Genomic DNA, 25,650 nt, shown 5'->3' with positions numbered 1-25,650 from the left:
AGTTGTAATTGCCACTTTCATTTCCTGATGCTCCGGTCTCCCGTGTCAGCTTTTGACGCAGCAGGCGTCAGGCTGACCTCCGGGTAAAGCGGCAGACGCCGCTCCTGACCCTTGGGGGAACGCACGATGACGGCGTCGGACACGATGCGCACTACGACGCCCTCTTCTGTCTTGCTGCCCACGCGCAGTAAACGCCCATCTAGCAGGGCCATCATGCCCTCTTTGGCAGTAACGACCATGTTGACCCCAACTTGAGAGGCCCCTCCTCCCTCCACCGTGACGGGCCGTGCCACAGGCAGGGCCGGACGGGTCGGGTCATGGAATTCGGCAGCCTGGCCAGGCGCCGGCAAGGCCAGGCATGCGGAGACCAGACAGCCGGCGATGCGAGGAGAAATCACAAGCCTATCCATGACCGCTCCAGGCTCAGGGTATGCAGAACGACTTTCAGGCTGTTGCGCGGGTAGCTCTCGCTACGCAGCGAGACGCTGCCCACCTGTACCTTCCATGGCAGGCCCTCCACCTTGCGCAGGTACTCGGCCAGCGCGCGGTAATCGCCCTGCACGGTCAGCTCCAGACTCTGGCGGTACAGGCTCTGCGCACTCGCAACGCGGGGCGCCGACGCAGCGGCCGAACTGTCGGCCAGCAGATCCTCAGGCGGCAGGGAACGCGCCGAGACGAGTTGCAGGCCGTCCTGCGCGGCGATCAGATCGGTCAGCACCGTACGCATCTTGTCCGGCCCTACCAGAGGCATGCTCGCTCCCGCGAGGCGGTCGCGCGTCGCCGCATTGATCCTGCGCATTTCTGCGATGCTGCGGCCCGCTTGCTGATCTGGTGTCTCGGCGGTGAGCTGGCTCAGGGCCAGTTCCTGCTCACGCAGGGCGTTCAAGGTCTTGTCGCTTTGCTGCATGGACTTGTTGGCCAGCTGGTACTGCATCCATGCGCGGTCGAGCACGAAGACATAGAAAGCACCGAGCACGATGACCAGAGCGCCGACGAACAGGATCACGCGCTCGCGTGGCTGCAAGGCATCGAAGCGATCCGCGAGCAGTAGCCAGGTCTTCTTCATGGCTTCTTCTCCGCGGGCTCGGCCGTCAGGCTGAAAGCCAGCACACTCACACCTGCACTTTGCCCTGCCGCGGGCGCGCTCTGAGCGACGACCTCCACCGGCTTGATCTCGATGCCGCCGAAACGCTGACCGGCAAACACCGTCAGTGTCTGCAATTCGCCAAGCCAGCGTGGCAGGTTGGCCGCCTGCAATGTCATGCCTTCAAACGCCATGCGCTCGCCGACGATATCGATGCCGGTCAGCCACAATCCGGTCGCCGGGCGTTGCGCCAGGGCGAAGAGGATGTCAGCGCGGCTCCGCACGGTGCGCAGGCCTCCCAGTTGAGCGATCTGCGTACCCAGCTCTTCGAGGCGTCGCTTCTCGGCCTCGACACTGGCCTGCTCCTCGGCCACTGCCGGGCTCAGCACGCGGGTGCCCGACTTCTGCTCGAGCGCTGCAATCTGCGTCTGCTTGGCGGCAAGGCGTTGCGCCGAGAGCGCTGCCGCCTCCTCGAAGCTACGCACTTGCGAGGTGATGAAGAATGAGAAAAATACCAGTACGCCGACCAGCACCGCCAATGCAAGCATCATGCTGCGGAACTGGAAGAACGGCTTCGGCGGCAATAGTGCCGGGTTGACGAGATTGAGCTGCTGGCTCACGCAGCCTCCCCCACCGGCCGCAAAGCCAGCCCCAGCGCCGGGAACAGCGCGGCCTGATAGGCGGGCGAAGCCGGCAGACTGCACTCGCTGCAATCGAACAAGGTCCCCAGATCGATCAGGCGTGCCGGCAGATAGAGATGCTCGATCAGCAGCGCCAGCAACTCGTCGGCATGCGCGAAAGGCGCCAGCCACAAGGTCGACACGGAGAGGAAGGAGAACTGGTGCTCCAGCACATCGATGGAGCGCTGCAGGTCGAGCACCAGCTTGTCGAGCTGGTCACGACGCTCATCGTTTTTCTCCGACAGGCCACCCGGCAGGTCAAAGTGCCGCGTGAAATACAGCGTGCCTTCGCGACTCGCGGTGAGCAGGCAACCGGCCGCATTGAGCGACAAGACGGCCGTGGCACGCGCAGGCTCTTCGAGCCTGTCGGCGATATTGCGCTGGGCCATCTCGGGAATGTCGATGACCTCGACGTCGGACGCAAAGATGCGGAAGCCCAGCATGCGCTGGCGAACGATGTCATTGCTGGCGGCTGCCACATAGGCCATGGCACGCCGCCCGCCGGCCGAGGCCTCGGGTGGCGGTGCCACGTCGAGCGTCACGTCTTCGAGCGGCAGGCGCAGCATGTCCTTGACCTGCCAGCGCACCGCCGTCTTCATCTCTTCGGCAGGAACTGCCGGCGCGTCGATTTGCAGCAACTGGTAGTCGGAGCGCTCGAGCAGCACGCGCACCGACTTGCGTTTCATCTGGATCTGGCGCGCCATGTTCTCGAGGCGGGTCTGTGCCGACGCCTCGCCAGGCTGCACCTGTGCCAGCTTGAGGCGCGGCCGGCCGCCCTCGCCGCCCGCGGCGATCTGCACAGCCGCAGCAAAGCCCGGCGGGGCCGCCAGGCTTATGGACGTCATCGCGCTCTTGCTGCGTCTGAAAGAAAACATGGAGCCGGGTTTCGTGAGTATTCGGGAGCCAACAGCTTCTATAGCGGCCGATCCACTGCCGGTCTTCAGTAAACCTCGCGCAGATAGATCACTTTGTCGTTGGTGCGCGTCCCGAAGCGGATGCGCGCACGCGGGTTGTCGTCGTGCAGGTAGAAATCCGGCGAGGCCGTACAGCTCGCCGTGGACTGGTCGATGCCATCTACGTTGTACTTCAGGTAGTCCGGCACCAAAAGCGCGAGATCGAGATAACCACCCCCGCTATTCGTCGGTTTGGAAAGTGCCAGACCCGACGTGCCGCCCAGCACGCCACTCGACAGCGTGACCGTATTGCCTGCTGTCGTGCCGTTCACGGTCGCCGCAACCCCCGTCAAACCGCCGTAGAGCCCGACGCCCCCGTTGCAGTACAAGCTCGCTGCCGACGTCGGAGTGGGTACCGAAGTCGTGGCGGGCACGGTGATCTGTGTGCAACTGTCCGCCGTGTGCTTCACGAAGTACGTGCCGTTCCAGTACTGCACGTAAGCCGATACCGGCAGGCCTTGCAAGGATGAGCCGTACGCATTGTCGATACGCATGCGGCCGAAGTAGAGCGTGGTTGCCTTGGCCACGCCGGTGCTCATGTCACCAATGCTCACCGCGTCATTGCCACCGCTGCCATCCCAGTCATAGGCCGGCGTGAGCATGCCGACGCCATCGGTATCGCGTGCGGCCAGCGTAAAGATCGCAGCGTAAGGTCCGTCGGGCGTGAAGGTGTTGTAGGGCCGCAGCGGAGTAAGCGTGAAAGAAAGGCTGGCAGTCCCGTTGACCAGCTTGGCCGGGTTGTTGCCCGAGCTGGTGCAGCCCGTACAAGCCACGGTCATGCGACTGGCACTCGCTGTCGCCGAAGGATTGAGCAGGCTCGCCCCGGCCTGCGCGCCGACAGCCAGCCCGGTCCAGTTCGTCGGCGTGGCCGTCAGGGGCGGCAAGGTGAAGCGCGCGAAATTGCCGGTGTAATTACTGGTGGTCGTACCGCCGACGGCGACGGCTTTCAGCGTGAACGCGGAAGTAACAGGTTCGCCGAGATAGCTGAATGCGCTATTCACGGAGTTGGGCCCCGAACAGGTGAAATCGGAGCGTGCTTTATACGTGGGTATCGTGATGTCAAAACCAGCAGGGACGAAACGACCGCTGTTGCCGCTGGTGCCCGCCGGCACGGTAGCGCCAAAATACGCATTGGCCGGTGGCGTAGCCGTGATCGTGAAGATGCCCACGTCCAGCAGGGTCTGGTTCGCCTGGGTCATTGTTCCGCCGGCGGGGATGTCGATGCTCGCAGGCACCATGGCGGCATTCGCGCCACCACTCGGCGCCACCACTGTGGAGGTGAGCGCCAGGCCACTCTGGGCGTAGTTCGGCGTAGTCGGTAGCGAGCAGACGGCGCCCGATCCGTAAGCCTTGCCCGTCACAGTCAGATTGAAGGCAGCCCCCGCGCTCCTGAACTTCGTGCACGAGGTATCTGCCGCCGTGCAGTTCCAGTTCGTATCCGCGCTATCCACGCACAATGCATACGGCACGGTAACGAAGTCCGTGCTGCCGGTCATGACCAGGTTCGTGTCGCCATTGCTTGCACTGCCGTCGTAGCGCGCATTGAGAGTGAGCTGGCCGGCATCCGCATAGTTGAGCGTCAGCCCGCTGGCTGTTCCGGTCGAGTCGAACGACAGATTCAGGCTCGTACCGGTGGCGCTGGTACTGCCCGCCGTAGAAGTGGCGCTCCGTACCACCGTACTGTTGCCATTGACGGTCAGCGTCTTGGTTCCGGTCGACGGCTGGGCATAGTTCCACCAGAACTTCACGGCACGCGTGACATTGGCGAAAGCCGGCACGCAGGCCGAGGCCGCGGTGGTCCCGGCCTTCACCGCTCTGACCGAGAAGGTGTTGTCCGGGGCCGGCGTTGCGCTTGAAGTCCAGCCGGCCTTCTGTGTCGGAATCGTCAATAGCAGACCGGAGTCATCAAACGTGTACTGACAACTCGCCGCGGTCGCCCCATTGAGCAGGCAGGTTGTGCTGCCACTCGCCGCTGGCGAACTGGTCGCGCTCAACGTGGTCGTGCCCACCGTCGTCTTGGCAAGGGTCGTTGTTCCGGTTCCGGTAAAAGTCAGGGACGTACTGCCAAGCGTGCCACTCGTTGCCGAAAGGGTCACGGTGGTGGATGTTCCTGACTGCGTGCTGCAACTGGCATTGGTGCAAGCCTTGACGGTCACCGTGCTCGGCGTGCAGGTGAGCGGCGTGCCATTGATCTCGATCTGGATGTGATCGATCGTGACCGGAGGCGCAGAACTCGCCGTGATGATGAAGGTGCTGCCGATGTTATTGGCATTGCCACCGATGGTCGCGCTCTGCTGGCTACCGTTATCGGCTGACGGCATCACATAGTAAGTGGCGTGAATGCCGACCCCCGTCGAGCCCGAGCCTGCGCGGTCATAGACACCGAGCGTCGCGCTGTTCTGTGCGGCGGGTGTAATCGTCGGCGAGCCATCGTTCACGCCGAAAAAGGCCATGCGCAAACTGCCTGCCGGATAGGTCGGCGGTTGCGACTGCACGTTCGGTGCGGTCACCTGGTTACCACCGCCGGCCTGATAGGCGCCCGCGCAAACCGTCGTATTCGCTGCGCCGCAATCGGCCGCCGTCGCGCCGGTGAGGCCGTAGATCACGCTATCGGATCGATCCGAGCTACCCGCACCGGTGATCGCCCACGTGTAGCTGCTGGCAGCCGCTGCAGTGAGATTCCTGAAGTAGATGCGTTGCTGGATGCTGCCACTCTGGTTGACGCTCGCCTTGCTGATTTCGGTCCAGCCTGAAGGCGGCGTGATCGTCGCAGCGCTCTTGGCGACGACCTGCGCGATCAGCACATTGCCCGAGCCCATCCCCGAAGGAGGAGAAGGCGTCATGGAAGCATTCCCCTGCACGCTTTCGGCATTGCCCGCAGTGACCGTGATCGCTGCGACCGCCTGCCCGAAGTACAGGAGCCCGATCAACAAGAAGAGGGATTGCGCACAGAGCCTGAGCAGGCCGGTCATTTTTCGGTCACCACCACAAGTTGCCGCTCCACATAGTCATTGCTCTGCATTTCGCTGGTGCTCGACGACGGGCAGGTGGCCCCGGTCGTGGTGCACGCTGTCGAGGTGATCTGGTAGATCGTGTGCGGCGTTCCACCCTCATTGAAATTTGAAACGGCGCACGCCCATGTGATCTTGAACCCGGTCAGGCCGGCTACGCCGCTGAGCGTGGCGCCGGGGCAATTTCCATTCACCTGCACGGCATACAGGCCTGCCTCGATGCCAAGGCGGGCAGCCTGGCTGGCGCGCGCGCCCTGCATGTCCTGCGCGCTCCCGGTCAAGCTCGCCGTGGTCACCTGCACGAGGAAGGCCGCGAGCGTGGCCATGATCACCAGCAGGAAAATCGCTGCCGGCAGCACGAAGCCACGCGCGGAGCCCAGGCGACGATCAGGGCGCATTGCTGACCTGCATGGCATGCGTGAGCACCACGCTCTCGCCATTGAGCGTGAGCGTCAGGGTGATGTAGAGCAGGCCGTTCTGGTCGATCGCGGCTTGCGTGTAGTCGACACTGCAAGCGCCGACATTGCTGGCCAGCACGGCACTGCTGGCGCCCGATGGCGTGCTCGTCGGTTGCGCCGCCTGTTTGGCGTAACCCGTGATGCGCGTCAGGCTGCCACCTGCCGTGCAGGCATAGGAGACCGGCGTACCGATGATCTGGAAGCGGTTGGCGGGCGACGCAAAGGGAAACATCTTGCTCGCGAAGCTCACGCTGTTCGCGCCGATGGCCGTCAGGGTGCTCGTATTGCTACCGGCATAAGCATCCGCCCCGCTCGTGCCCAGGTTATAGATCGCCAGCTCGGTGCTGGTCGGAATCGGGCTCAGTACTGGCGCGGGCCCGGCGAAGCCCAGGCTCGTGCCAAACGACCCCGTATCGAGCGGCGTGCCGCAATCCGCCTCGACGCAGTAGCGCCCGGCGGTGAGCACGGGCAGGAATTCGATGTACCAGGTGCTGCCGTTCTGCGCGACGCGCACACTATTCGGCAGCGCCCGCTGGATGTCGCGCCGCATGCGGCGCAGCGCCGTGTCGGCCGCATCAGCCAGCGCAGCACGACGCGTCGCATCCATGATGCCTTCCATGGGCCGGCGGATGAACAGGGCGACACCGCTGCCGAGAATACCGACGAGGGTGATCACGACGATCATCTCGATCAATGTGAAGCCGCGCGAAGAATGCTCAGAAGCTCTGCGGCGCATAGCGGTACCTGTAGCCCGTCACCACCACGCTCGGCTGCCCTGCCAGCCCGACAGTGACGTCAATGCGCAGCGCGGCCGTATTGTCGGCCAGCCCCAGCGCCGCTCCCGCCGGCGTGACACCGACCAAAGCGGAGTAGCTACCCAGCCCGCTGATAGTCGAGCTTCCATTAGTGGGCGAACGAATGCCTGTCATCGAGAAGCCGTTGTAGTCGATGACATTGTCAAAAGGTGCTGCCTGGTTGTAGCGATCCTCGCCCGTCTGCGGCCCGGTCTGCTGCGAGGCCGCCGGCGCCGAGCAAGTCGCGTAGCTGGTCGCGGTGGGCGCACTGGCGTCATCCGGATCGCACCAGGTAAAAGGCTTCTTCGTGATCTCTTCGAGCAGCGACTCTGCCACCGCCACCTGCTGCTTGAGCAGCATCGGATTGGCACTGTTGCGGATGCTGTAATTGAGCCCGGCCAGGATGCCGGCAAGGCCGACGGTAATGATGACGATGAAGACGATGAGTTCGATCAGCGTCAGGCCTGCTTGCGCGCGCCGCATGGGCACAGTCGTCTCGGGCCGGAGAAAGCCTGTATCCGATAGCGGACGCGCACGCTGGATCCCGGCCTTCGCCGGGATGACGGACATTTCAGGGACGTGCGACGAGCACCTAGCGCACATAGCCCGTCTCCGCCTCGATGACAATGCTCTGCGTCGTGGCGCCACTGGAGGTGACATTGAGCGTCTGCGCTGCGCCGAAGCTCGGGCGCCCCAAGGGATCGTAGGTGAAATTAAGCGCCGTGATGCCAACGCCACTCGGCACGGGCTGCAAATACGCACTGCCCGTTGCTGGATTGAGAACAGCCGTGTTGCAAGCGGCTGCGCCGTAGGCATCGGCGAACGTCAAGGTGAGTGCGCCAGCAGTTTGGGAAACACACACCGGTCGACGCTTGGCAATCGCCGTTTTCTGCGCAAAGCGCAGCGCCTGCATGGTCTGCTGGCGAAAGCCAAGTACATCGAAGTCGCCACGCGACGCGAATCTCGGCATTGCCACAGCGGCAATGATGCCCAGCAAGATCATCACCGTGATGAGTTCGATCATGGTGAAACCCTGTACTGCGTTTGCGCGGCCAGGGTTCGCGCACATCAGGGGACGACGTACCCGCAGGATTGGCATCGAAAAAAGCACGGGCGCGATTGCCCGTGCTCTCCAGAACCTTGATCAGCAGCCCGTCGTAACCGGGGTGGTGACTGCAGCAGGTGCTGACGCGGCCGTCGCCGCCGTGTAGGTGAACGAGCAATTTGCAGGCGTAGGGGCGTTCGCCACTGAGATAACGCCGCTTGAGTTTGCATACTCGGTCGAACTGAGCGTGATGCCCGCCGCCGTCACGATGCTGGTGGTGGTGGGGTAGCCATAGGCCATGGCAATCGAGGTACCTTCGGCAGTCACAGTACTGGTCGACGATGCTTGAGCCCCAGCGGCCAGCGAAGCCGCGTGCGTCAATGCCATCGCTGAATTCACGGCACCCAAGGCACCTTGCAGTTTGGCTGTACGCGCCTGCGTACTCAGATCCACGAACTTGGGGAGAGCCACCGCAGCCAGAATGCCGAGAATGACCATCACCACCACAAGTTCGATCAAGGTAAAACCAGCCTGCTTTTTCATTGCATTTCTCCGTTCGATCTATCAGAACCACACATACGGGGTAACGGTCTGCAACGCGGGTTCTTTAGCCTCATCAGACCTTTTCACAATCTTCCAGCCCAGAACGGTGTCCTTTGTCACGTTCTCGATACGTAGATGTCCATGGTGCTTCGGTACGTAGAACAAGGTGTCTTCGCGAGTGCGATAGAACCAGGTTCCGGGCGCAACGGGCTCAGGCAGGCCGCTCTCGGCCATGTAGCCAGCCGGCGGCGCGGCGAGGAAACGCACCGGATTGCCGCCTGCGGGCAGCGCCACCTGCATCGCGAGAATGCGACGAGCGGCCTCCAATCGCATGCCGCTCTTGATGTTCATGAGAGTTGCGTCCACCGCACTCCGCTCAGCCTGCTCCAGTACGTCCGAGACATAGCGTGAGATCTGACCGATGACCAGACCTCCGATCAGCAGCGCGAGGAAGCCCTCGAACAGAGGAATGCCATTGCGCGCTTTTCTCGAAGCCGTGGCACCGCTTGGCGGCGGAGCTGCCGCATCAGGCAAGCTGCGGCGCCACATTCAAAACGCCCTCACGCGGTACCGCCTTAAGTGATGGGCGCTCACTCAGTGGTGCCCCATCATGGCACTGGAGAGATTCCAGATCGGCATGAATATCCCCAACGCGAGCACCAACACCATCGCGCCGAGACAGACGATGAGCAGCGGCTCGATGCGCGCACTGAGGTTGTCGATCTCGTACTCCACCTCGCGGTCATACATGTCGGCGATTTCCTGCAGGAGGCCGTCGAGATCACCCGACTCTTCGCCCACCGCAATCATCTGCAGCACGACAGGCGTGAAGATGCGGGCGGCTGCCGCGGTACGCAGGATGCTCTCGCCGCGCTCTACCCCGCTCTTCATCTGATCGAGCTTCTGCGCGATAAAGGCATTGTCGATGACTTGCGCTACCACCGTGAACGAAGGCAGTACCGGCAGGCCGCTGCGGAATGCAAGCGCGAAACTGCCAGTGAGGCGTGCCAGCATGGCCTTGTTGATGGTGTCCCCGACAATGGGCAAGCGCAGCTTGGCGCGATCCCACGCGTAACGACCTCCGGATGTGTTTGCGTAAGCTCGTACCGCATAGGTCGCGAACACGACAACACCGAGCACGATGTACCAGTAATGCATGGAGAAGTTCGATACGCCGAGCAGGATACGGGTCATCAAGGGCAGCTCTGCGTGGAAGGAGTCGAACACCTTGGCGAACGCAGGAATGACCAACATGTTGATGACGACCAGGGCCGCGGCCATCGCGATCACCACGAACGTCGGGTAGCGCAAGGCGGCCTTGATCTTGGCGCGCATGGATTTCTCGAAACGCAGGTGCTCGAAGAGCTGCAGGAAGATTCGGTCCAGCCCACCGGTCTGCTCGCCGATGCGCACCATGCTGATGTAAAAGCTATCGAAAGCATCCGTCTCCTGCATCGCTACACTGAGCTCGCGCCCCGCATCGAGGCTATCGCGCAGCTTGCGCAGCAGTTCGGCAAAGGCTGGGCTCACGGCAGAATCGCGCAAGCCGCCTAGCGCCTGCAGGATGGGCACACCCGCCTTCATCAGCGTGTACATCTGGCGACTGAAGAACATGATGTCGTCGACGCTGACCTTCTTGCCGCGTGAGAGTGAAATGGACAGATTGAGCTGGCTACGAGCCCGTTCGAGGGCAATGTCCACCGGGATCAGGCCGCGGCTGATCAGCACGTCTGCGGCAGCCTTGGCGTCGGGCGCTTCCAGCGCGCCTTCAGCAAGCGCACCGCCCGCGTCCCGTGCCTTGTAGCTGAATGAGGCCATCGTTACTCGTCGATCTGCGTCGCCACGCGCATGGCTTCCGCAACAGTTGTTTGACCAGCCTTCATGCGCGCCAACGCGTGTGAACGCATAGTCTTGCCTTGCAGCTGCTGGCGCGCCAGTTTGCTGAAGTCACCTGCATCGCTCCGGCTCAGCGCCTCGGCGAGCGGCGGGCTCATTTCCAGCATTTCGTAAACCGGTGCGCGCCCTGCGTAGCCGGAGCCATTGCAGTGCGAGCAACCACGTCCATGTTGCAACTGAATGCCGTCGACCGCATCACCGAGCAGTTGCCGCAGCCAGACATGCTCGGTGACTTCAGGCTGATAGTCGCCCTTGCAGGAGACGCAGATCGTGCGTACCAGGCGCTGGGCGATGACGCCCAGCAAGGTCGTCGATAGCAGGTAGCCGGGCACGCCCATGTCGAGCAGACGTGCGGGTGTGCTGGCCGCATCGTTCGTATGCAATGTAGATAGCAGCAAGTGACCCGTCATGGCGGCACGCACGCCGATCTGCGCGGTTTCTTCGTCGATCATTTCGCCGACGAGTACCACGTCGGGGTCGTGCCGCAAGGTCGAGCGCAGCACGCGCGCAAAGGTCAGCTCGATCTTGCTGTTCACCTGCACCTGGCTGATGCCGGGCAAACGGTATTCCACCGGGTCTTCGATAGTGATGATCTTGGTGGCAGGTGAGTTCAGCTCGGCCAGCGTGGCATAGAGCGTGGTGGTCTTGCCGCTACCGGTCGGGCCGGTGACGAGGATCATGCCGTGCGAATGCTTGCTCATGCGCCTGTAGCCATCGAGCATGTGCGCCGGCATGCCGATGCGCGAGAGTTCGAGCAGACCGGAGTTCTGCGCCAGCAGACGCATCACCACCGATTCGCCGTACTGCGTCGGCATCGTCGACAAACGGATGTCGACGCTCTGCTGCTTGACCTTGACGTTGAAGCGCCCGTCTTGCGGCAGGCGCTTCTCCGAAATATCGAGACCACTCATGAGCTTGAGGCGCAACACCAGCGCCGGGCCGACGCGGCTGTCCACCTCGGTCTGCAGATGCATCTCACCATCGATGCGGAAACGGATCTGCAGCTTCAGCTCCTGCGGCTCGATGTGGATGTCGGAGGCCTTGATCTGGTAGGCATCCTCGAAAATCGATTGCAGGAGTTTGACGACGGGCGCGTCTTCGGCGGTGGAGTCGACGCCTATGCCGGTGAAATCCACCTGCGTGACCCCGAGGTCTTTCTGCAGCGCCTTGGCGAGGCCGGAGATTTCCTCCGTGCGACGGTAAAAGCGATCGATGCGCGCCAGCAGCTGGGATTCGGCGAGCACGGCGAGCGCGATGTCCTTGTTGAGCGTGCGCGCGATTTCGTCGTAGCCGAACACGTCCGACGGGTCGGCCATGCCCAGCAGGTACTGGCTGCCCATGTCTTCCAGCACCAGCGCGCGGAAGCGCCGCGCCATGGTTTCGGGCAGCACGCCGGCAATGGCGGGGTCGATGTCCTTGTCGCGCAGATCGACGAAGGGCACGCCAATCTGGTTGGCGATGGCCGTGGCAATGCGCTCCTCGGTGACGATACCGCTGTCGATCAGCACGCGGCCGAGTTTGCGACCGCTCTGCTTCTGCTGCGCCAGTGCGTCGTCGAGCTGGGCGGCCGTAATCAGCTCGCCCTGCACCAGCAATTCACCCAACCGATATTTCTGCGGCTTCGCCATGCCCCGACCTCGCCCTGATCTCTGTCATGGGGCGCGGTTTGCCCCGTCAGTGAAAACTAACGGCGCGGCAGCCGATGTCCTTTAGGGCCGGAGCGGGCCGATCGATAAGCCGGAATCTGGCGAATCGGGAATGACGGGAGCCCCTCAGGGCTCTGGCACGGGATCCACCTCCGCGTTGTCGCGGTGCTCGCGATGCATGCGGTAGATGGTCCAGCAGTTTGTAACGAAGATGGTGGCTTCCAGCATGGTGCCGCCAATGGAGCCGGAGAGGATGTTGTTGACCAGCCACAGCGTCGTGCCCACCAGCATCAGCAGGCGCATGCGGATGCCCTTGAGCAGGAACAGGGCCGTCGTGCCGCTGCACGAGGCCAGGATCGGCAGCATGGACAACCACGAGGTCGCCAGCCAGGCGCCCATGGCCAGACTCAGCAAGATGAAGAACAGGGCCACCCACGGAGACTTGCTGCGGATCGCCGCCAGTGAGCGCCCCACCGACACGGCGGAACTGGCGCACGCCGTGAAATTGCCGAGCAGCCAGAAGTGGATGACATAGCTGATGCACTCGATGGACATGAAGACCTTGAAGCGCACGTCACTTTTCTGCAGGAAACAGCCGACTCCGAAAATGAAGGCGAGATAGCCGAAGAGCTGGGGGATGGAAAAAACGTGTGCGAAGTCGATCATGGCGATCATGCGGAATTCTTGGCGTTGGCCCGGGCGACGTAGAGACGCCGGATGGTGTAGAGATTGCTGAGGGCGATACAGACCTCGAGGGCCGTGCCGCCTATGGAGCCTGACAGGATGTTGTTGGCCAGCCAGAGACAGGTTGCCACGAACATCGTCCAGCGCATGGTGATGCCGGTCAGCTGGAAGACACCGAGCGTGCCGATGCACGAGCCGACGATGGGCAGCACACCCACCCAGCTCGTCACCAGCCAACAGCCAAGTGCAATCGTCAGCGTGACGAAGAATGCAGCCACCCAACGCGAGCTGACCCAGATCGATGTCAGCGTGCGTGCGCCTGCCATGCTGGAACTCGCCATCGCCGGGAAGTTACCGAGCAGCCAGAAATGCAAGACGTAGCTGATCGACTCGCAGACCAGTAGCACCTTGAAACGCAGGTCGCTCTTCTGCAGGAAGCAGGCGACGCCGAAAACGAAGGCGCAGTAGCCGAAAAGCTGGGGGATGCTGAAGAAATCGTGAGGCATTGAACGCGGGTACAACAGGGGACATTCCGTGCGCAGAGCGTTCCTGCCGCGAAGACCAGGCGATGACAGTGCTAAAGCACGGCAAGCCGAAGTCGACAAAGGCAGGGACGCTCTGCGCGCGGAATCAGGAGCGGTAATCAGCGTTGATCTTTACGTAGTCGTAGGAGAAGTCGCAAGTCCACACCGTAGCCTCGGCGCCGCCACGCGCCAGATCGATGCGGATGGTGATCTCGGCGTTCTTCATGATGCGCGCGCCGGCTTCTTCAACGTAACTCACGGCACGACCACCCTGCTCGGCAACCAGCACCTCTTCGCCATCTGCCGCAAGCCAGACACGCAGCTTGTTGACGTCGAGATCATTGACACCGGCATAACCGATGGCAGCGAGGATGCGGCCGAGGTTGGGATCGGAGGCGAAGAACGCCGTCTTCACCAGCGGCGAATGCGCCACGGCGTAGGCAATCTGGCGGCACTCGTCGCGGTCCTTGCCGCCTTCGACGGCAATGCTCATGAGCTTGGTAGCGCCCTCGCCGTCACGCACGATGGCTTGCGCCAGCCACTGCGCCAGAGCAATGACTTCGCCGCGCACGATCTGGAATTCGCGCGAAGCCTCATCGTCGATCTCGGCGCCGACCTGACCGGTGGCGATGAGGATGAAGGAGTCGTTGGTCGAGGTGTCGCCATCGACCGTGATGCTATTGAAGGACAGGTCGGCCGCTTCGCGCACCAGCTTGTCGAGCAGCGGCTGCGCGATCTTCGCATCAGTAGCGAGATAGCCCAGCATGGTCGCCATGTTCGGACGGATCATGCCGGCGCCCTTGCTCATGCCGGTGAAAGTCACCGTATGCCTGCCGATGCTCACCTGGCGCGAGGCGCACTTGGGCAGCGTGTCCGTGGTCATGATGCCGTGGCAGGCCTCGTACCAGCCGTCGGCCTTGAGCGCCGCTTTCGCTGCGGGCAAGCCGGCAACCAGCTTGTCGACCGGCAGGTGTTCGAGGATCACGCCGGTGGAAAACGGCAGCACGGCCTCTGCCGCAATGCCCAGCTCCTTCGCGACAGCGCGGCAGCTCGCCTTCGCATTGGCCACGCCCTGCTCGCCGGTACCGGCATTGGCGACGCCGGTATTGATGACCAAGGCGCGCGGCGAAGTTGTCGCAAGATGCGATTTGCATACCTGTACCGGTGCGGCACAGAAACGGTTCTGCGTGAACACGCCTGCAGCACGACTGCCTTCAGCCAGCTCGATCAGGGTCAGGTCGCGACGATTGAGCTTGCGGATGGCCGCCTCGGCGGTACCAAGGCGCACGCCCTCGACGGCAAGCAGTTGATCGGCAATGGGCGGCTGGAGATTGACGGGCATGGCAGTCCTTGGAATGCGGGAAGGAATGGAAGGCAGCCCGGAATTCTAAGGGATTTGTGCTGTGCAACGTGAGTGGCGCGTATCTGCGTCCTGCCAGAACGCGCCCGCACATGCAAAACCGGCCCTTGCGCGGGCTACTGGCGCACGCCGAATCGCCCCATCAGCGCGACAACCTGCTCATGCCCGTTCTGCTCCGCCATTTGCAAGGCAGTCTGTTTGCGCCCATCACGCAAGCGTGGATCGGCCTTCAGCTCCAGCAGCGCACGCACCGCTTCCTCGTTACCTGCCTGCGCTGCCGCCATCAAGGGCGTCACACCATTGCTTCCTGCACGGTTCAACGGTGCGCCATCCGCCACCATGTACTTGACGATGTCGGCATTGGACGATTTGGCCGCATGGACCAGCCAGTCCGGATTGCCCTTGAAACTTGCCGCCAAACCCGGCGATTGCCCCAGCCAGTACTTCAGCAAGGTCAATTGCTTGCGGGAGACCAGTGTGGTGGCAACGTCGGCAGCGGTAAACGCCGGCGCCTCCACAGAGGCCTCCTTGGTCGCCAGGAATTCCGCAAACGCCCATTTTTCCTGAAGAATCGCCAGCAGGATGGCCGTCGTGCCGTCCTTGCTGACCGTATCAATCCACACGCCCCCCTTTAACAGCAGGCGCGCAGACTCCAGGTCTCCCACGGCGGCAGCGTAGTGCAATGCAGAGAAACCACGCTTGTCGACCGCCTGCGTGTCGATCATTGCCGCAAGCAAGACCTTGACTGCCTCAGGGCGACTGCCACGCGCCGCCACCATCAAGGCGTTACGGCCATCGCGTTCCTTCGCATCGATGTCGATCGCCATCCGCACAATGCGCTGCACCAGTGCCAGCTGCCCGCTCTCTGCAGCGAACATCAGCACGGTAGCGTCGCGCGCGTCGGTCTCCGATGCGCGCAAGCCCTGGCCAAGCAACCACTCGAATACCTCCTTGTGCTCATTGAGGGTGGCGAAGAAAAGTGGCGATTGCCCGTAGCCGTTGTGGCCGCGCACATCATGCCCGGCCGCAACCACGTCCTTGACCAGGGGCAGGTCGCCGGTCGCAACGGCGTAGTCCAGGACGTTCAGTCCTTCAGTGTCACGACGCATGCGGTCCTGCTCGAGCGGCAGCAGCGTCCTCACGGCATCAGGCTTGCGTCGCAGCAAGGCGAGCATGAGTGCTGAGTGCCCTTTCTCGTCCTTCCATACGTTCAGGCGCCCGTCCTTTGCGAGTGCCGCGAGCACGCCGCGATCATTCTGCTCAACGGCTCGCTGAATCGTGCGGTCCAGTGCTTCGTTGTCCATGTCCGGCACTTGAACCACCGGCAGTGGCGTTTCCCTCACCAGGTTCTTGCTGGAAATGAGCGCCCGTGCCCCTGGCTGCTCGTCGGCCAGCTGCGCCGCCTCAAGGACTTTCAGTGCAGTTTCGATGGCGCGGGCATTGGCATCGCTTCCTGCCATGGCTGGCTCGAGGCGCCAGACAAGCGCGCGGCTGATGAGCGCCTCCAGCTTGCCAGGGACGATCCGGTAAGAACTGCAATACGTCGTCGTCACCGGAGTGCCATTGACCATCGTCGTAGTCGAGTAAAAACTCGTGCAAATACTTTTGTCATTTTTCTCGACAATCGCGCGCTCTTCGAGAATCGTCACGACATCGCCGCCTTTCTGGGCGGCTTCTTGTTGAAGGTCCGTATCGGCCGGAGCCTTGTCTGCATGATTCGTGCAACTGCCATCGACGTAGCAGGTGCGCACATTACGACGCAGATCGATATAGCCGATCAACAAGTAGCCACCAGCCAGCACCTCCGCCGTCGAGCGTTGCTGGATTTCCGCCGGCTTGCTTCGCGGCGCGAACTCACGTTCGTGGAACGCTGAATACTTGAGTAACTTCGACGGCACACAACCCGCCATGACACACATCGCAATGCCAGCCAGCATGCGGCACAAGCGCAGACCGGCTGCAGATCCCTTCTTCATGATCCCCTGTTCCCTCGCTACAATCGGCTTCTGTCTGCATGCCGCGCTTACCGTCGGCAGGTCTTTATTTTCCGATGATCTTTCCGATCGCCCCGATGCCTCATCCCTCCGAAATCATGCGCAGCTCGCCTCCGCTCCTACGCTGTCATTTCTCGAAGATCCGGGCAACCGCCATGATGACACTGGCAAGCCTGTGCTGGGCGTGCACTTTGCCACCGGTTCCGCCACAAACGGCAGAGATCGTTTCACCGGTAGACATCAGCAGCAATAGCGCGGCAGTGAGTGCCGCCCATGCGGCCATGCTGAGAAAATTTCCCGCGTATGACGACGCGGCATTGCAGGCCTACGTGCAGAGCGTTGGCGATCGCTTGCTGGCACAGGCGCCGCGCACCAGCCTCCCGATCAGCTTCAACGTTCTGGACACGCCGGGCATCTTTGCCTACAGCTTCGGCTCTGGCGAAATCGTGATCAGTCGTGGCCTGATCATCCATCTGAACACGGAGGCGCAACTGGCTGCGGTACTGGGCCATGAAATCGGCCACATCGTTTCGCGCCACCAGATACTGGGCTTGCGCGAATACGAGAACACGCGGGCACTGGCAGAACGCCTGTCGAAACGGTTCAGCACGAACCAGGCGCAAGACGCGCTCAACACACTCGGCTTCGCCAAGGTACGTGGCTACAACCGCGAGCAGGAGCTGGAGGCTGACGCGTGGAGCGAGCGCCTGCTCTCGCGCAGTGCTTACCCTGCGAGTGCAATGGCACAGACGCTGCGTTTCTTTGTGCAGGAGGCGCAATTCTCCGAGGACATCAGCATCGGCACATGGGATCTGCCAGAGAGCGGTGACGAGATAAATTTCGGCATTTTCTCGACCCACCCCAGTCTGCCCGCTCGCCTCGAACAAGCGGGCAAAAGGCTGGGCACCGGTGCGGCTCAGGAGGCCTTGCCTGACACGCGCTACATCAATGCGCTCGACGGTGTACTGGCGGGCTTGCCGGTGCGCGCAGGCACCTTGCGTGGCAATGCGTATATGAACCCCGTATGGGATGTAGGGCTGCTCATCGAAGCGGGCTGGTCGATGTTCAACCAGGGCGAAGACATCTATGCAAGCCCTCGCAGCGGTGATGCGCTGCTACGTATCCGCATATCAGACCAGAAGTCAGGCTCTGCAAGCAGCGTATTGCAAGCCATGGCAGGCAGCTCGGTACTGCGCAACGAGCAGAAGATCAGTAGCGCCCTCGCGAACGGCATGACAGGCACAGTCCAGACCCGCGACGGTAGCCGCCTGCGCATCGGCGTTGTAGACCTCGGCGCGAAACGCCTCAGCTTCGTCGGTCAGGCTTATGCAGATGACGGCTTTGCGGCCGTCGACCCCGGCTTCGTGGCAATGATCAGGAGCGCCCACATCTTGTCCGCAGCGGAACGCCGTATGGCTGCGCCCATCCGTATGCATGTGTTGCAGCCGGAGCTACCAGGTCCGCTCACGGCAGAAGCCATGACGCTTGACCCGCTTATCGTGGCCGACCATCCACGCGAGCGCTGGCGCCTGCTCAACCAGCTCTATCCGGACAAGGCGCCTGTCGCAGGAAGCGCGCTCAAGACGATGCGCTGACACGATCCGCGTTACACGCGGCGCGGCACACACGCACGGATTGACATCAACGTTTGGGAGCGACGCCGCGTGTCGCGACATGTTCGAACGACAGGCTGGCCTGTTGCACGAAATGCTGGAAGCCCTGCCAGGTGTCTTCGTCGGGCTGATGCGCGCCGTAGTCTGCGAAGAACACACCGATGGCGCGCCCGTGCGTCGTAATCGGCGCGATGAACCCCTCGCCGATGCCGATGGCCTTCTCGAAGCGGGCAATGCTGATGCCCCGCGGCGGCGGCTCACGCAACCAGAACGCTTCGCTGCGCATGAAGATTTCGTTGATGAGCTCGCCCTTGGTGCCGTCCAGCCTGAACAGGAAGCGCTTTACCAGGGCTTCCGCATCGTGCCCCAGCCCGGCCTTGCCCTGCAGGGTCGTGCGGTCGGTCGTGAGTAGCGCGAACACCGCGCGGTGCATGCCCAGGCCCCGGTAGATACCTTCCAGCACCAGATTGAGCACCTCGTTGAGGCTCGGCTTGCCGGTCAGCATCATGGCCAGATCGCGCAGGATACGTAGTTGCAATAGCGGGTCTGCTTCGGGGTCGACCGCTGCGCTGGCGATGGCGGCCTCCGCCGTGCCGGCACCGGGCACCGGGATCAAGCGCGCCGCGTCGGTTGCGCCGAACTGGGCCGCAACGCGCGCCGCCTCGGCGGCGTTGCAGGCGACCAACTCCTTCACTTCGTCGAGCGGCTTCTGCAGCATCTCGGCGTACGCCGTGAGTGCCTTTGTTGCCGCAGCGGAACCCCAGCCCTGCTCTGCGGCGGCGGCCAGTCGATGGCCCATGGCGATGGCTTTCTCGGCAGGGCCCGGATGAGCCACTGGCTCGGCTGCGGAGACAACCATGCTACCCAGGCGCCACTCACGCGCAAGGGAGGTAGTCAGCGAGCGCAAGCGGAAGCTCAACAGATCCATCTGCAGATCTTCCGGCCGCTCGTCCGGCTGCTCATTGAGCGCCTGATCGAGCTCGTTGGCCGTCTCGCCACCAAAACACCAGAACGCCATTTCACCCACGCGCCCCAACAGGGCCGCGATGAAAACCTCCTCGACCTGCGCCACCGCGCAAGCGTCGGCGGCGGCACGCGCCTGCACCGCTGCGTGAAAACAGCGCGCCATTTCGGCCGCGACGCGCCCGCGCAAGCCACCGGCAAGAAATGCATCGATCAGGCAGATGGTCAGCACGACCTGACCGAGCACGTTGAAGCCGAGCACGGTCACAGCGCGACTGATCGTACTGACGGGCTGACGCGCCGGATTGAAGATGACGCTATTGGAGAGTTTCAGGACTTTGGTGGTCAGCGCCGCGTCCTGCAGGATCACCTGCGACAGCATGGTGATCGAGGCATTCTCGTTGGACGTGATTTCCAGCACCGAGTCGACCGTGTTGCCGAAAGCCGGCATGTCCTGGTCGCGGATGTGATCCACCCAGCCCTGCAGTCCCAGTCGTCCCATGCCCGTCGCGCTCCGTTGTAATCGCCCTGCCCGCGCCTCGCCTCCGGATTCCGCGGTTCATGGATTGTTAACGGTTGGTGACAACGGGCCTTGAGGCGATTGCCGCTGCGGACTACCCGTAAAAGAGCTGACGAAGGTCTCGCCCCAATAATGACCTTAAAGCTGAAGAAGCCGGAACAAATGGAGCGAGCGCGTAGCTGGCCAGGCGGCTCGCGCAGAGCAGTGCTCAGGCACGGCGAGCGAGCCAACAACGCCAGCTGCGTGCGCAGCCCTTTTGTTGCGGCTTCTAGATCACGATACGGCTACCGAGCTCTACCACCCGGTTGGCGGGCAACTTGAAGAAGTTGGCGGCGCTGGAGGCATTGCGGAACATGAACTCGAATACCCGCTCGCGCCATAGCGCCATGCCTTCGCCCGGCGTGGGCAGGAGGATTTCGCGGCTGAGGAAATACGAGGCCGAGTTCGGATCAATCTCCAACCCCTGCTCTTCACACCACTCGAGCGCAGCCGGCACGTCCGGCTCCTCCATGAAACCGAAGAACACTTTGACACGGTAGAAATGGTGCCCCACGCGCTCGACCAGCACGCGCTGCCCTTCGGCCACGCGCGGCAAGGGCTGGAACATCACGCTGACGAGAATCGACTTCTCGTGCAGCACGAAATTGTGCTTGAGGTTATGCAGCAACGCATTCGGCACGCTGTCATAGCGCGGCGAAAGAAAGACCGCCGTATGCGGCACGCGCGGCATGCTGGTCTCGGTAGCCAGCATGCTGACAAAGGGCAGCAGTTCGATCTGGTCGGCCTTGAGGCGCTCGGACAATTGGTTGCGCCCCTGACGCCATGTCATCAACAAGAACATGACGACGACACCAAAAGCCAGCGGGAACCAGCCGCCTTCGGGAATCTTCGCCAGATTGGCCCCCAGAAACGCCAGCTCGATGACAAGCATCGGCAGGAAGATCACAACGGCCAGGCTGGTCGGCCACTTCCAGTCGCGCCGCGCCACGGAGAAGGCCAGCACGGACGTGACAATCATGGTCAGCGTGACGGCAATCCCGTATGCCGCGGCCAGATTGTTCGAGGTCTTGAAGCTGACGACAACGATGAGCACGAGGCCCAACAGCGACCAGTTGATGAAGGGCACGTAGATCTGCCCCATCTGTGCGCCGGACGTATGGCGGATGGTCAGGCGCGGGCAGAAACCAAGCTGGACCAGCTCGCGCGTCATGGAAAAAGCGCCGGTAATGAGGGCTTGCGAAGCGATCACCGTTGCAGCCGTCGCGAGGATCACCATCGGGATCAAGCCCCACGAGGGAATAGCCAGGAAGAAGGGATTGCTCGCCGCACCCGGGTCACGCAACAACAAAGCACCCTGACCGAAATAATTGAGCAGCAGGCTGGGAAACACGACAGCCAGCCAGCCGATGCGGATCGGTTTTTTGCCGAAGTGCCCCATGTCGGCATACAAGGCTTCGCCGCCGGTAACCGTCAGGATGACAGCCCCCAGCGCAAAGTAACCTTGCATCGGGTTTTCCACGAAGAACTTCACCGCGTAGTGCGGAGACAAGGCGGCCAGCACCTGCGGATGCAGCACGATGTTGTAGATCCCGACCAGCGAAAGCGCCAGGAACCACGCCGTCACGATAGGGCCAAAATAGCGCCCGACATGCTCGGTGCCGCGATGCTGGATCACGAACAGGCCGACAAGGATAACCAGGGTCAGCGGCAACACGGCGGGCTTGAACGCCGGCGTGACGATCTCCAGCCCCTCCACCGCCGAGAGCACCGAGATGGCGGGTGTGATGACGCCGTCACCATAGAACAGCGCGGCCCCGATCAAACCCATCAGGATGGCCAGCCGCATCTTGCGGGGCCGGTCGCGAGCCTGATCTACCACGCGCGCCATCAGCGCAACCACACCACCCTCACCATGGTTGTCGGCACGCAGCACGATGACCACGTACTTGAAGGTCACGATCATCAGCAGGGTCCACACGATCAAGGACAGGATGCCCAGGATGTTGACGTCCGTAGCCGGAATCGGATGGTGGGTGCTGGAGAAAGCCTCTTTCAGGGCATACAGGGGGCTGGTGCCGATATCTCCAAACACGACGCCCAGTGCGGCAAAGGTCAGCGCCGACAAAGACTGCTTGGAGTGTGATGCATCGCTCATTCAGAGCTCCAGATCAAGGCAGGTCGAGGAAGATTAGACCGGCAAAGCGCGGCGCGCAGCAGATATTTTTGCATCGCAACAATATTTTGATGCCCGGCCGCAGCGCGCAAAAAGGGCCGGAAAACCCGGCCCCTCTATATTTGCGCTGAGAAATCAATCTCTTATCAAGCCAATTGGCCGTGACAGTGCTTGTATTTCTTGCCCGATCCGCATGGGCAAGCATCGTTGCGTCCAACACGACTGTACTCGCCCGCTGGCAGCGCCTGCTTTTCGGCTGTCGCCGCACTGGCCAGCGCTTCATCGTAGTCAGCGTGGTGGTACTGGACGTTATCCACCTCCGGATGCACCTCCACGGCCTGCTCGATCTGCTCTTCCGAGCGGATCTGCACGGTCACCAACAGGCGCGTCACGTCACCCCGCACGGCATTGAGCAAGCCCTCGAACAACTCGAAAGCCTCGCGCTTGTATTCCTGCTTCGGATTCTTCTGCGCGTAGCCGCGCAAATGAATGCCCTGGCGCAGATGATCAAGCGATGCCAGATGCTCACGCCAGTGAGAGTCCAGATTGTTGAGCATGACGTTACGCTCGAAACCTCGCCAGGCATCCAGGTTCACTTCAGCAATCTTGTCGGCATAGGCCTTGTCGGAAGCTTCGATGACGCGCGCCAGGATGTCTTCATCCGACAACTGGTTTTCTGCCTTGGCCCAGTCGGTCAGCGGCAGGCTCAGCTTGTACTCGGACTCCAGGCTCTTCTGCAGACCATCCATGTCCCATTGCTCTTCGACCGACTCAGCCGGCACGAAAGAGCGGAACGTATCGGTCAACACACCATGGCGCATCGCTGTGATGGTGTCGGCGATATCGGTGGTTTCGAGCAGCTCATTACGTTGGTGGTAGATCACCTTGCGCTGGTCGTTTGCGACATCGTCATATTCGAGCAGCTGCTTGCGCATGTCGAAGTTGCGTTGCTCGACCTTGCGCTGCGCAGATTCGAGCGAACGCGTCACCATGCTGTGCTCGATGGCCTCGCCTTCGGGCATTTTCAGACGCTGCATGATCATGTTGAGACGATCACCACCGAAGATCTTCATCAGCTGATCTTCGAGCGACAGGTAGAAACGGCTCTCGCCCGGGTCACCCTGACGGCCTGAACGGCCGCGCAGCTGGTTGTCGATACGACGCGATTCGTGACGCTCGGTACCGATGATCTTCAGGCCGCCAGCATCCAGGACCTGTTGATGCACCGTTTTCCAGGCGGCGCGCTTCTCTGCTATCTGCGCATCCTTGTCCGCGTCGGACAGGGTTTCATCTTCACGGATGTTGGCTGCTTCGCGCTCGAAATTACCGCCCAGCACGATGTCGGTACCACGACCGGCCATATTGGTCGCGATCGTGATCACGCCCGGACGACCCGCCTGCACCACGATCTCGGCCTCACGTGCGTGCTGCTTGGCGTTGAGCACCTGGTGCGGCAGACCTTCCTTGGTCAGCAGCTCCGACAGCAGCTCGGAGTTCTCGATCGAGGTCGTACCCACCAACACCGGCTGACCATGCTCGTGGCAGGTCTTGATGTCGGCGATGATGGCCGCATGTTTCTCGTCGGCAGTGCGGTACACCAGATCGTTCTGGTCTTTACGCACCATCGGGCGATGGGTCGGAATCACCACCGTTTCCAGACCATAGATCTGGTGGAATTCGTAGGCTTCCGTATCGGCCGTACCGGTCATGCCGGCCAGCTTCGTGTACATGCGGAAGTAGTTCTGGAAAGTGATCGATGCGAGGGTCTGATTCTCGGCACGGATCGATGCGCCTTCCTTGGCTTCGACAGCCTGGTGCAAGCCATCGCCCCAGCGACGTCCGGACATCAGACGACCGGTGAATTCGTCGACGATGATGACCTCGCCGTCCTGCACCACGTAGTGCTGATCCTTGTGATACAGCGTGTGGGCGCGCAGGGCCGCATAGAGGTGATGGATCAACAGGATGTTGGACGGGTCGTACAGGCTGCTGCCTTCGGTCAGCAAACCGATGCGCGCGAGCACTTCCTCGGCCTTGTCGTAGCCCTGCTCCGTGAGCAAGACCTGGTGGCCCTTCAGATCCAGCGTGTAGTCGCCAGGCACCGTGACGTTGTCATCCTCGCCCTGCTGCTGGGTGAGCATCGGCGGCACGGCGTTCATTTTCACGTAGAGATCCGTGTGATCCTCGGCCTGCCCCGAGATGATCAGCGGCGTACGCGCTTCGTCGATCAGGATCGAATCCACCTCGTCGACGATGGCGTAATTCAAACCACGCTGCACACGCTCTTCCTTCGTGTACACCATGTTGTCGCGCAGGTAATCAAACCCGAATTCGTTATTGGTGCCGTAGGTAATGTCGGCCGCGTAGGCTTTCTGCTTGTCCTCGTGGCTCATCTGCGACAGGTTCACGCCAACCGTCAGGCCGAGGAATTTGTAGATGCGCCCCATCCAGTCCGCATCGCGCGAAGCCAGGTAGTCATTCACCGTCACCAGATGCACGCCCTTGCCGGACAGCGCATTCAGGTAGACCGGCAGCGTCGCTGTCAGCGTCTTGCCTTCACCGGTACGCATTTCGGCGATCTTGCCACCATGCAGCACCATGCCGCCCACCATCTGCATGTCGAAGTGACGCATGCCATGCACGCGCTTGCCAGCTTCGCGCACGACAGCGAACGCTTCCGGCAGCAGGTCGTCGAGCGTCTCGCCCTTGGCCAGACGATCACGGAACTCCTGTGTCTTGCCCTGCAGAGCCGCGTCGGACAAAGCCTCGATCTGCGGCTCCATTGCGCTGATGCTGCCTACCTTCTGGATGTACTGTCGCACCAGACGATCATTGCGACTACCGAAGAATTTTCTGAGCAGGCCTTGGATCATGTTGTTATGGAGAAATCTTGAGAACAGTGAGTGGGCGCGAAACAGGTCTGACAGCATGGGCCTGACGCAAGGTTCGCGATTCTAGCATGTTGAACAAGTCCGACATTTGACGGCTGCCCGGCAATCCGGATGCTGCCGACTGCCGGGCTCCTGTAGCATGTGGGCAGATTTCACAAATGCAAGGGACAGCCCTTTTCCCCCATGTGTGCTGCACCTCTCAAGCGCTTTCTGGGCGCCTCCGATGCGCTTTCCCGCCTGCAGGATCACGCCGCCCGGCTGGTCCGTATGCAACGCCAGCTCGAAGCCACCCTGCCCGCCAACATGCGCGGCGGCGTCAGCGTCGCCAACTTCGACCTTGGCACGCTCACCCTGCACGCTGCCACACCGGCGTTGGCGGCACGACTCAAGATGAGCCAGGAAACACTGCGCAACGATTTTCTGGCGCTCAACGAACCCGTACAAGACATCAAAGTGAAGGTGCGCCCCATCCACAGCAGCGAGCGGCACGCGCTCTATGCGACGCAAGAAAGACGGATCGGAGAATCGGGCAAGAACGCCCTGAAGGAACTGGAAGAAAAGCTTGGGGCGGAAAGCCCGCTGGGCTTGGCGCTGAAGCGCATGCGCGAGCAATCGCGCTAGGGAGAACCTACACCATCGGCGCGACGAGGCGCTCGAACAGGAGCAAGGCGGCGAACACCACCCCCACCGCGACCCCGACGCGCAACAAGGTCTTGGCCCACTGCATGTAATGGCGTTGTCCGGTCAGCAGGCTGGCGCCCACACACAACGCAATGGCAATAATCAGGAGCAGCCCGACGGCACGCAGAATGAACATG

The 25,650-nt window shown here is 62.1% G+C and carries 23 protein-coding genes; 2 read left to right on the top strand and 21 right to left on the bottom strand.

Annotated elements, in window-relative coordinates; translation table 11 throughout:
• Positions 1–17: 17 nt before the first annotated feature.
• From VVD49_RS10135 to VVD49_RS10055, 17 genes are all read right to left on the bottom strand, one after another.
• Positions 18–410, bottom strand: coding sequence for a hypothetical protein (locus VVD49_RS10135; protein ID WP_327599062.1), 393 nt, complete (start codon positions 408–410; stop codon positions 18–20).
• Positions 395–1,066, bottom strand: coding sequence for a type II secretion system protein GspM (gene gspM / locus VVD49_RS10130; RefSeq protein ID WP_327599061.1), 672 nt, complete (start codon positions 1,064–1,066; stop codon positions 395–397). Before gspM ends, VVD49_RS10135 begins: the two co-directional genes overlap by 16 nt.
• Positions 1,063–1,704: a hypothetical protein gene (locus VVD49_RS10125; protein WP_327599060.1), complete on the bottom strand. Its 642-nt coding sequence runs from the start codon at positions 1,702–1,704 to the stop codon at positions 1,063–1,065. The genes gspM and VVD49_RS10125 overlap by 4 nt, the downstream gene beginning before the upstream one ends.
• Complete coding sequence (pilM, locus tag VVD49_RS10120; RefSeq protein WP_327599059.1) at positions 1,701–2,609, bottom strand: type IV pilus biogenesis protein PilM; 909 nt, start codon at positions 2,607–2,609, stop codon at positions 1,701–1,703. The genes VVD49_RS10125 and pilM overlap by 4 nt, the downstream gene beginning before the upstream one ends.
• Positions 2,610–2,704: 95 nt before the next feature.
• Complete coding sequence (locus VVD49_RS10115) at positions 2,705–5,689, bottom strand: DUF6701 domain-containing protein (protein ID WP_327599058.1); 2,985 nt, start codon at positions 5,687–5,689, stop codon at positions 2,705–2,707.
• On the bottom strand, positions 5,686–6,126 hold the full coding sequence (locus tag VVD49_RS10110) for a hypothetical protein (RefSeq protein ID WP_327599057.1): 441 nt from the start codon (positions 6,124–6,126) through the stop codon (positions 5,686–5,688). Before VVD49_RS10110 ends, VVD49_RS10115 begins: the two co-directional genes overlap by 4 nt.
• On the bottom strand, positions 6,116–6,922 hold the full coding sequence (locus VVD49_RS10105; RefSeq protein WP_327599056.1) for a type II secretion system protein: 807 nt from the start codon (positions 6,920–6,922) through the stop codon (positions 6,116–6,118). Before VVD49_RS10105 ends, VVD49_RS10110 begins: the two co-directional genes overlap by 11 nt.
• Positions 6,903–7,550 carry a type IV pilus modification PilV family protein gene (locus tag VVD49_RS10100; protein WP_327599055.1) on the bottom strand — a complete coding sequence of 216 codons (648 nt, stop codon included), beginning with the start codon at positions 7,548–7,550 and terminating at the stop codon, positions 6,903–6,905. Before VVD49_RS10100 ends, VVD49_RS10105 begins: the two co-directional genes overlap by 20 nt.
• A gap of 22 nt (positions 7,551–7,572) precedes the next feature.
• Positions 7,573–8,049, bottom strand: coding sequence for a pilus assembly FimT family protein (locus tag VVD49_RS10095; protein ID WP_327599960.1), 477 nt, complete (start codon positions 8,047–8,049; stop codon positions 7,573–7,575).
• A 75-nt stretch (positions 8,050–8,124) separates the two neighbouring features.
• Positions 8,125–8,568, bottom strand: coding sequence for a type II secretion system protein (locus VVD49_RS10090; protein ID WP_327599054.1), 444 nt, complete (start codon positions 8,566–8,568; stop codon positions 8,125–8,127).
• 21 nt (positions 8,569–8,589) lie between these two features.
• Positions 8,590–9,117, bottom strand: coding sequence for a hypothetical protein (locus tag VVD49_RS10085; RefSeq protein WP_327599053.1), 528 nt, complete (start codon positions 9,115–9,117; stop codon positions 8,590–8,592).
• A 45-nt stretch (positions 9,118–9,162) separates the two neighbouring features.
• Positions 9,163–10,386, bottom strand: coding sequence for a type II secretion system F family protein (locus tag VVD49_RS10080; protein ID WP_327599052.1), 1,224 nt, complete (start codon positions 10,384–10,386; stop codon positions 9,163–9,165).
• A 2-nt stretch (positions 10,387–10,388) separates the two neighbouring features.
• Positions 10,389–12,092: a GspE/PulE family protein gene (locus VVD49_RS10075; RefSeq protein ID WP_327599051.1), complete on the bottom strand. Its 1,704-nt coding sequence runs from the start codon at positions 12,090–12,092 to the stop codon at positions 10,389–10,391.
• A gap of 144 nt (positions 12,093–12,236) precedes the next feature.
• The gene (locus tag VVD49_RS10070) at positions 12,237–12,785 is read right to left on the bottom strand and encodes a YgjV family protein (protein ID WP_327599050.1); all 549 of its coding nucleotides are present in this window, start codon (positions 12,783–12,785) and stop codon (positions 12,237–12,239) included.
• A complete protein-coding gene (locus VVD49_RS10065) occupies positions 12,782–13,300 on the bottom strand; it encodes a YgjV family protein (protein ID WP_327599049.1) in 519 nt (172 codons plus the stop codon). Before VVD49_RS10065 ends, VVD49_RS10070 begins: the two co-directional genes overlap by 4 nt.
• A gap of 124 nt (positions 13,301–13,424) precedes the next feature.
• Positions 13,425–14,660 carry a bifunctional glutamate N-acetyltransferase/amino-acid acetyltransferase ArgJ gene (gene argJ, locus VVD49_RS10060; protein ID WP_327599048.1) on the bottom strand — a complete coding sequence of 412 codons (1,236 nt, stop codon included), beginning with the start codon at positions 14,658–14,660 and terminating at the stop codon, positions 13,425–13,427.
• A 134-nt stretch (positions 14,661–14,794) separates the two neighbouring features.
• Positions 14,795–16,654, bottom strand: coding sequence for an ankyrin repeat domain-containing protein (locus tag VVD49_RS10055; protein WP_327599047.1), 1,860 nt, complete (start codon positions 16,652–16,654; stop codon positions 14,795–14,797).
• A gap of 173 nt (positions 16,655–16,827) precedes the next feature.
• On the opposite strand from VVD49_RS10055, the gene VVD49_RS10050 reads away from it, so the two are divergent.
• On the top strand, positions 16,828–18,267 hold the full coding sequence (locus tag VVD49_RS10050) for a M48 family metalloprotease (protein WP_327599046.1): 1,440 nt from the start codon (positions 16,828–16,830) through the stop codon (positions 18,265–18,267).
• A 46-nt stretch (positions 18,268–18,313) separates the two neighbouring features.
• Here the strand turns inward: VVD49_RS10050 and VVD49_RS10045 are convergent, their stop codons facing one another.
• The 3 genes from VVD49_RS10045 to secA all read right to left on the bottom strand — a co-directional run bounded on the left by VVD49_RS10045 (position 18,314) and on the right by secA (position 24,814).
• Complete coding sequence (locus VVD49_RS10045; RefSeq protein ID WP_327599045.1) at positions 18,314–19,750, bottom strand: HDOD domain-containing protein; 1,437 nt, start codon at positions 19,748–19,750, stop codon at positions 18,314–18,316.
• A gap of 286 nt (positions 19,751–20,036) precedes the next feature.
• Positions 20,037–21,923, bottom strand: coding sequence for a potassium transporter Kup (locus VVD49_RS10040; protein ID WP_327599044.1), 1,887 nt, complete (start codon positions 21,921–21,923; stop codon positions 20,037–20,039).
• A gap of 164 nt (positions 21,924–22,087) precedes the next feature.
• A complete protein-coding gene (secA, locus tag VVD49_RS10035) occupies positions 22,088–24,814 on the bottom strand; it encodes a preprotein translocase subunit SecA (protein WP_327599043.1) in 2,727 nt (908 codons plus the stop codon).
• Between the two features lie 201 nt (positions 24,815–25,015).
• Between secA and VVD49_RS10030 the strand changes: the two genes are divergently transcribed.
• The gene (locus VVD49_RS10030; protein ID WP_327599042.1) at positions 25,016–25,453 is read left to right on the top strand and encodes a DciA family protein; all 438 of its coding nucleotides are present in this window, start codon (positions 25,016–25,018) and stop codon (positions 25,451–25,453) included.
• A 7-nt stretch (positions 25,454–25,460) separates the two neighbouring features.
• Here the strand turns inward: VVD49_RS10030 and VVD49_RS10025 are convergent, their stop codons facing one another.
• Positions 25,461–25,649, bottom strand: coding sequence for a hypothetical protein (locus tag VVD49_RS10025; RefSeq protein ID WP_327599041.1), 189 nt, complete (start codon positions 25,647–25,649; stop codon positions 25,461–25,463).
• Between the last annotated feature and the right edge of the window lies 1 nt (position 25,650).

Origin of the sequence: Uliginosibacterium silvisoli, assembly GCF_036017035.1 — a bacterium.
Taxonomy (GTDB): domain Bacteria; phylum Pseudomonadota; class Gammaproteobacteria; order Burkholderiales; family Rhodocyclaceae; genus Viridibacterium; species Viridibacterium silvisoli.
This window is presented reverse-complemented; position numbering and strand designations above follow the sequence as displayed.

What these genes read in the sequence shown, in the direction of transcription:
- VVD49_RS10050 (WP_327599046.1), top strand. Translation starts at nt 16,828, where the DNA reads ATGATGACACTGGCAAGCCTGTGCTGGGCGTGCACTTTGCCACCGGTT.
- VVD49_RS10135 (WP_327599062.1), bottom strand. Translation starts at nt 410, where the DNA reads ATGGATAGGCTTGTGATTTCTCCTCGCATCGCCGGCTGTCTGGTCTCC.
- gspM (WP_327599061.1), bottom strand. Translation starts at nt 1,066, where the DNA reads ATGAAGAAGACCTGGCTACTGCTCGCGGATCGCTTCGATGCCTTGCAG.
- secA (WP_327599043.1), bottom strand. Translation starts at nt 24,814, where the DNA reads ATGATCCAAGGCCTGCTCAGAAAATTCTTCGGTAGTCGCAATGATCGT.
- VVD49_RS10080 (WP_327599052.1), bottom strand. Translation starts at nt 10,386, where the DNA reads ATGGCCTCATTCAGCTACAAGGCACGGGACGCGGGCGGTGCGCTTGCT.
- VVD49_RS10040 (WP_327599044.1), bottom strand. Translation starts at nt 21,923, where the DNA reads ATGAGCGATGCATCACACTCCAAGCAGTCTTTGTCGGCGCTGACCTTT.
- argJ (WP_327599048.1), bottom strand. Translation starts at nt 14,660, where the DNA reads ATGCCCGTCAATCTCCAGCCGCCCATTGCCGATCAACTGCTTGCCGTC.
- VVD49_RS10045 (WP_327599045.1), bottom strand. Translation starts at nt 19,750, where the DNA reads ATGGGACGACTGGGACTGCAGGGCTGGGTGGATCACATCCGCGACCAG.
- VVD49_RS10100 (WP_327599055.1), bottom strand. Translation starts at nt 7,550, where the DNA reads ATGTCCGTCATCCCGGCGAAGGCCGGGATCCAGCGTGCGCGTCCGCTA.
- VVD49_RS10070 (WP_327599050.1), bottom strand. Translation starts at nt 12,785, where the DNA reads ATGATCGCCATGATCGACTTCGCACACGTTTTTTCCATCCCCCAGCTC.
- VVD49_RS10085 (WP_327599053.1), bottom strand. Translation starts at nt 9,117, where the DNA reads ATGTGGCGCCGCAGCTTGCCTGATGCGGCAGCTCCGCCGCCAAGCGGT.
- pilM (WP_327599059.1), bottom strand. Translation starts at nt 2,609, where the DNA reads ATGACGTCCATAAGCCTGGCGGCCCCGCCGGGCTTTGCTGCGGCTGTG.
- VVD49_RS10065 (WP_327599049.1), bottom strand. Translation starts at nt 13,300, where the DNA reads ATGCCTCACGATTTCTTCAGCATCCCCCAGCTTTTCGGCTACTGCGCC.
- VVD49_RS10090 (WP_327599054.1), bottom strand. Translation starts at nt 8,568, where the DNA reads ATGAAAAAGCAGGCTGGTTTTACCTTGATCGAACTTGTGGTGGTGATG.
- VVD49_RS10025 (WP_327599041.1), bottom strand. Translation starts at nt 25,649, where the DNA reads ATGTTCATTCTGCGTGCCGTCGGGCTGCTCCTGATTATTGCCATTGCG.
- VVD49_RS10095 (WP_327599960.1), bottom strand. Translation starts at nt 8,049, where the DNA reads ATGTGCGCGAACCCTGGCCGCGCAAACGCAGTACAGGGTTTCACCATG.
- VVD49_RS10055 (WP_327599047.1), bottom strand. Translation starts at nt 16,654, where the DNA reads ATGAAGAAGGGATCTGCAGCCGGTCTGCGCTTGTGCCGCATGCTGGCT.
- VVD49_RS10115 (WP_327599058.1), bottom strand. Translation starts at nt 5,689, where the DNA reads ATGACCGGCCTGCTCAGGCTCTGTGCGCAATCCCTCTTCTTGTTGATC.
- VVD49_RS10105 (WP_327599056.1), bottom strand. Translation starts at nt 6,922, where the DNA reads ATGCGCCGCAGAGCTTCTGAGCATTCTTCGCGCGGCTTCACATTGATC.
- VVD49_RS10030 (WP_327599042.1), top strand. Translation starts at nt 25,016, where the DNA reads ATGTGTGCTGCACCTCTCAAGCGCTTTCTGGGCGCCTCCGATGCGCTT.
- VVD49_RS10075 (WP_327599051.1), bottom strand. Translation starts at nt 12,092, where the DNA reads ATGGCGAAGCCGCAGAAATATCGGTTGGGTGAATTGCTGGTGCAGGGC.
- VVD49_RS10110 (WP_327599057.1), bottom strand. Translation starts at nt 6,126, where the DNA reads ATGCGCCCTGATCGTCGCCTGGGCTCCGCGCGTGGCTTCGTGCTGCCG.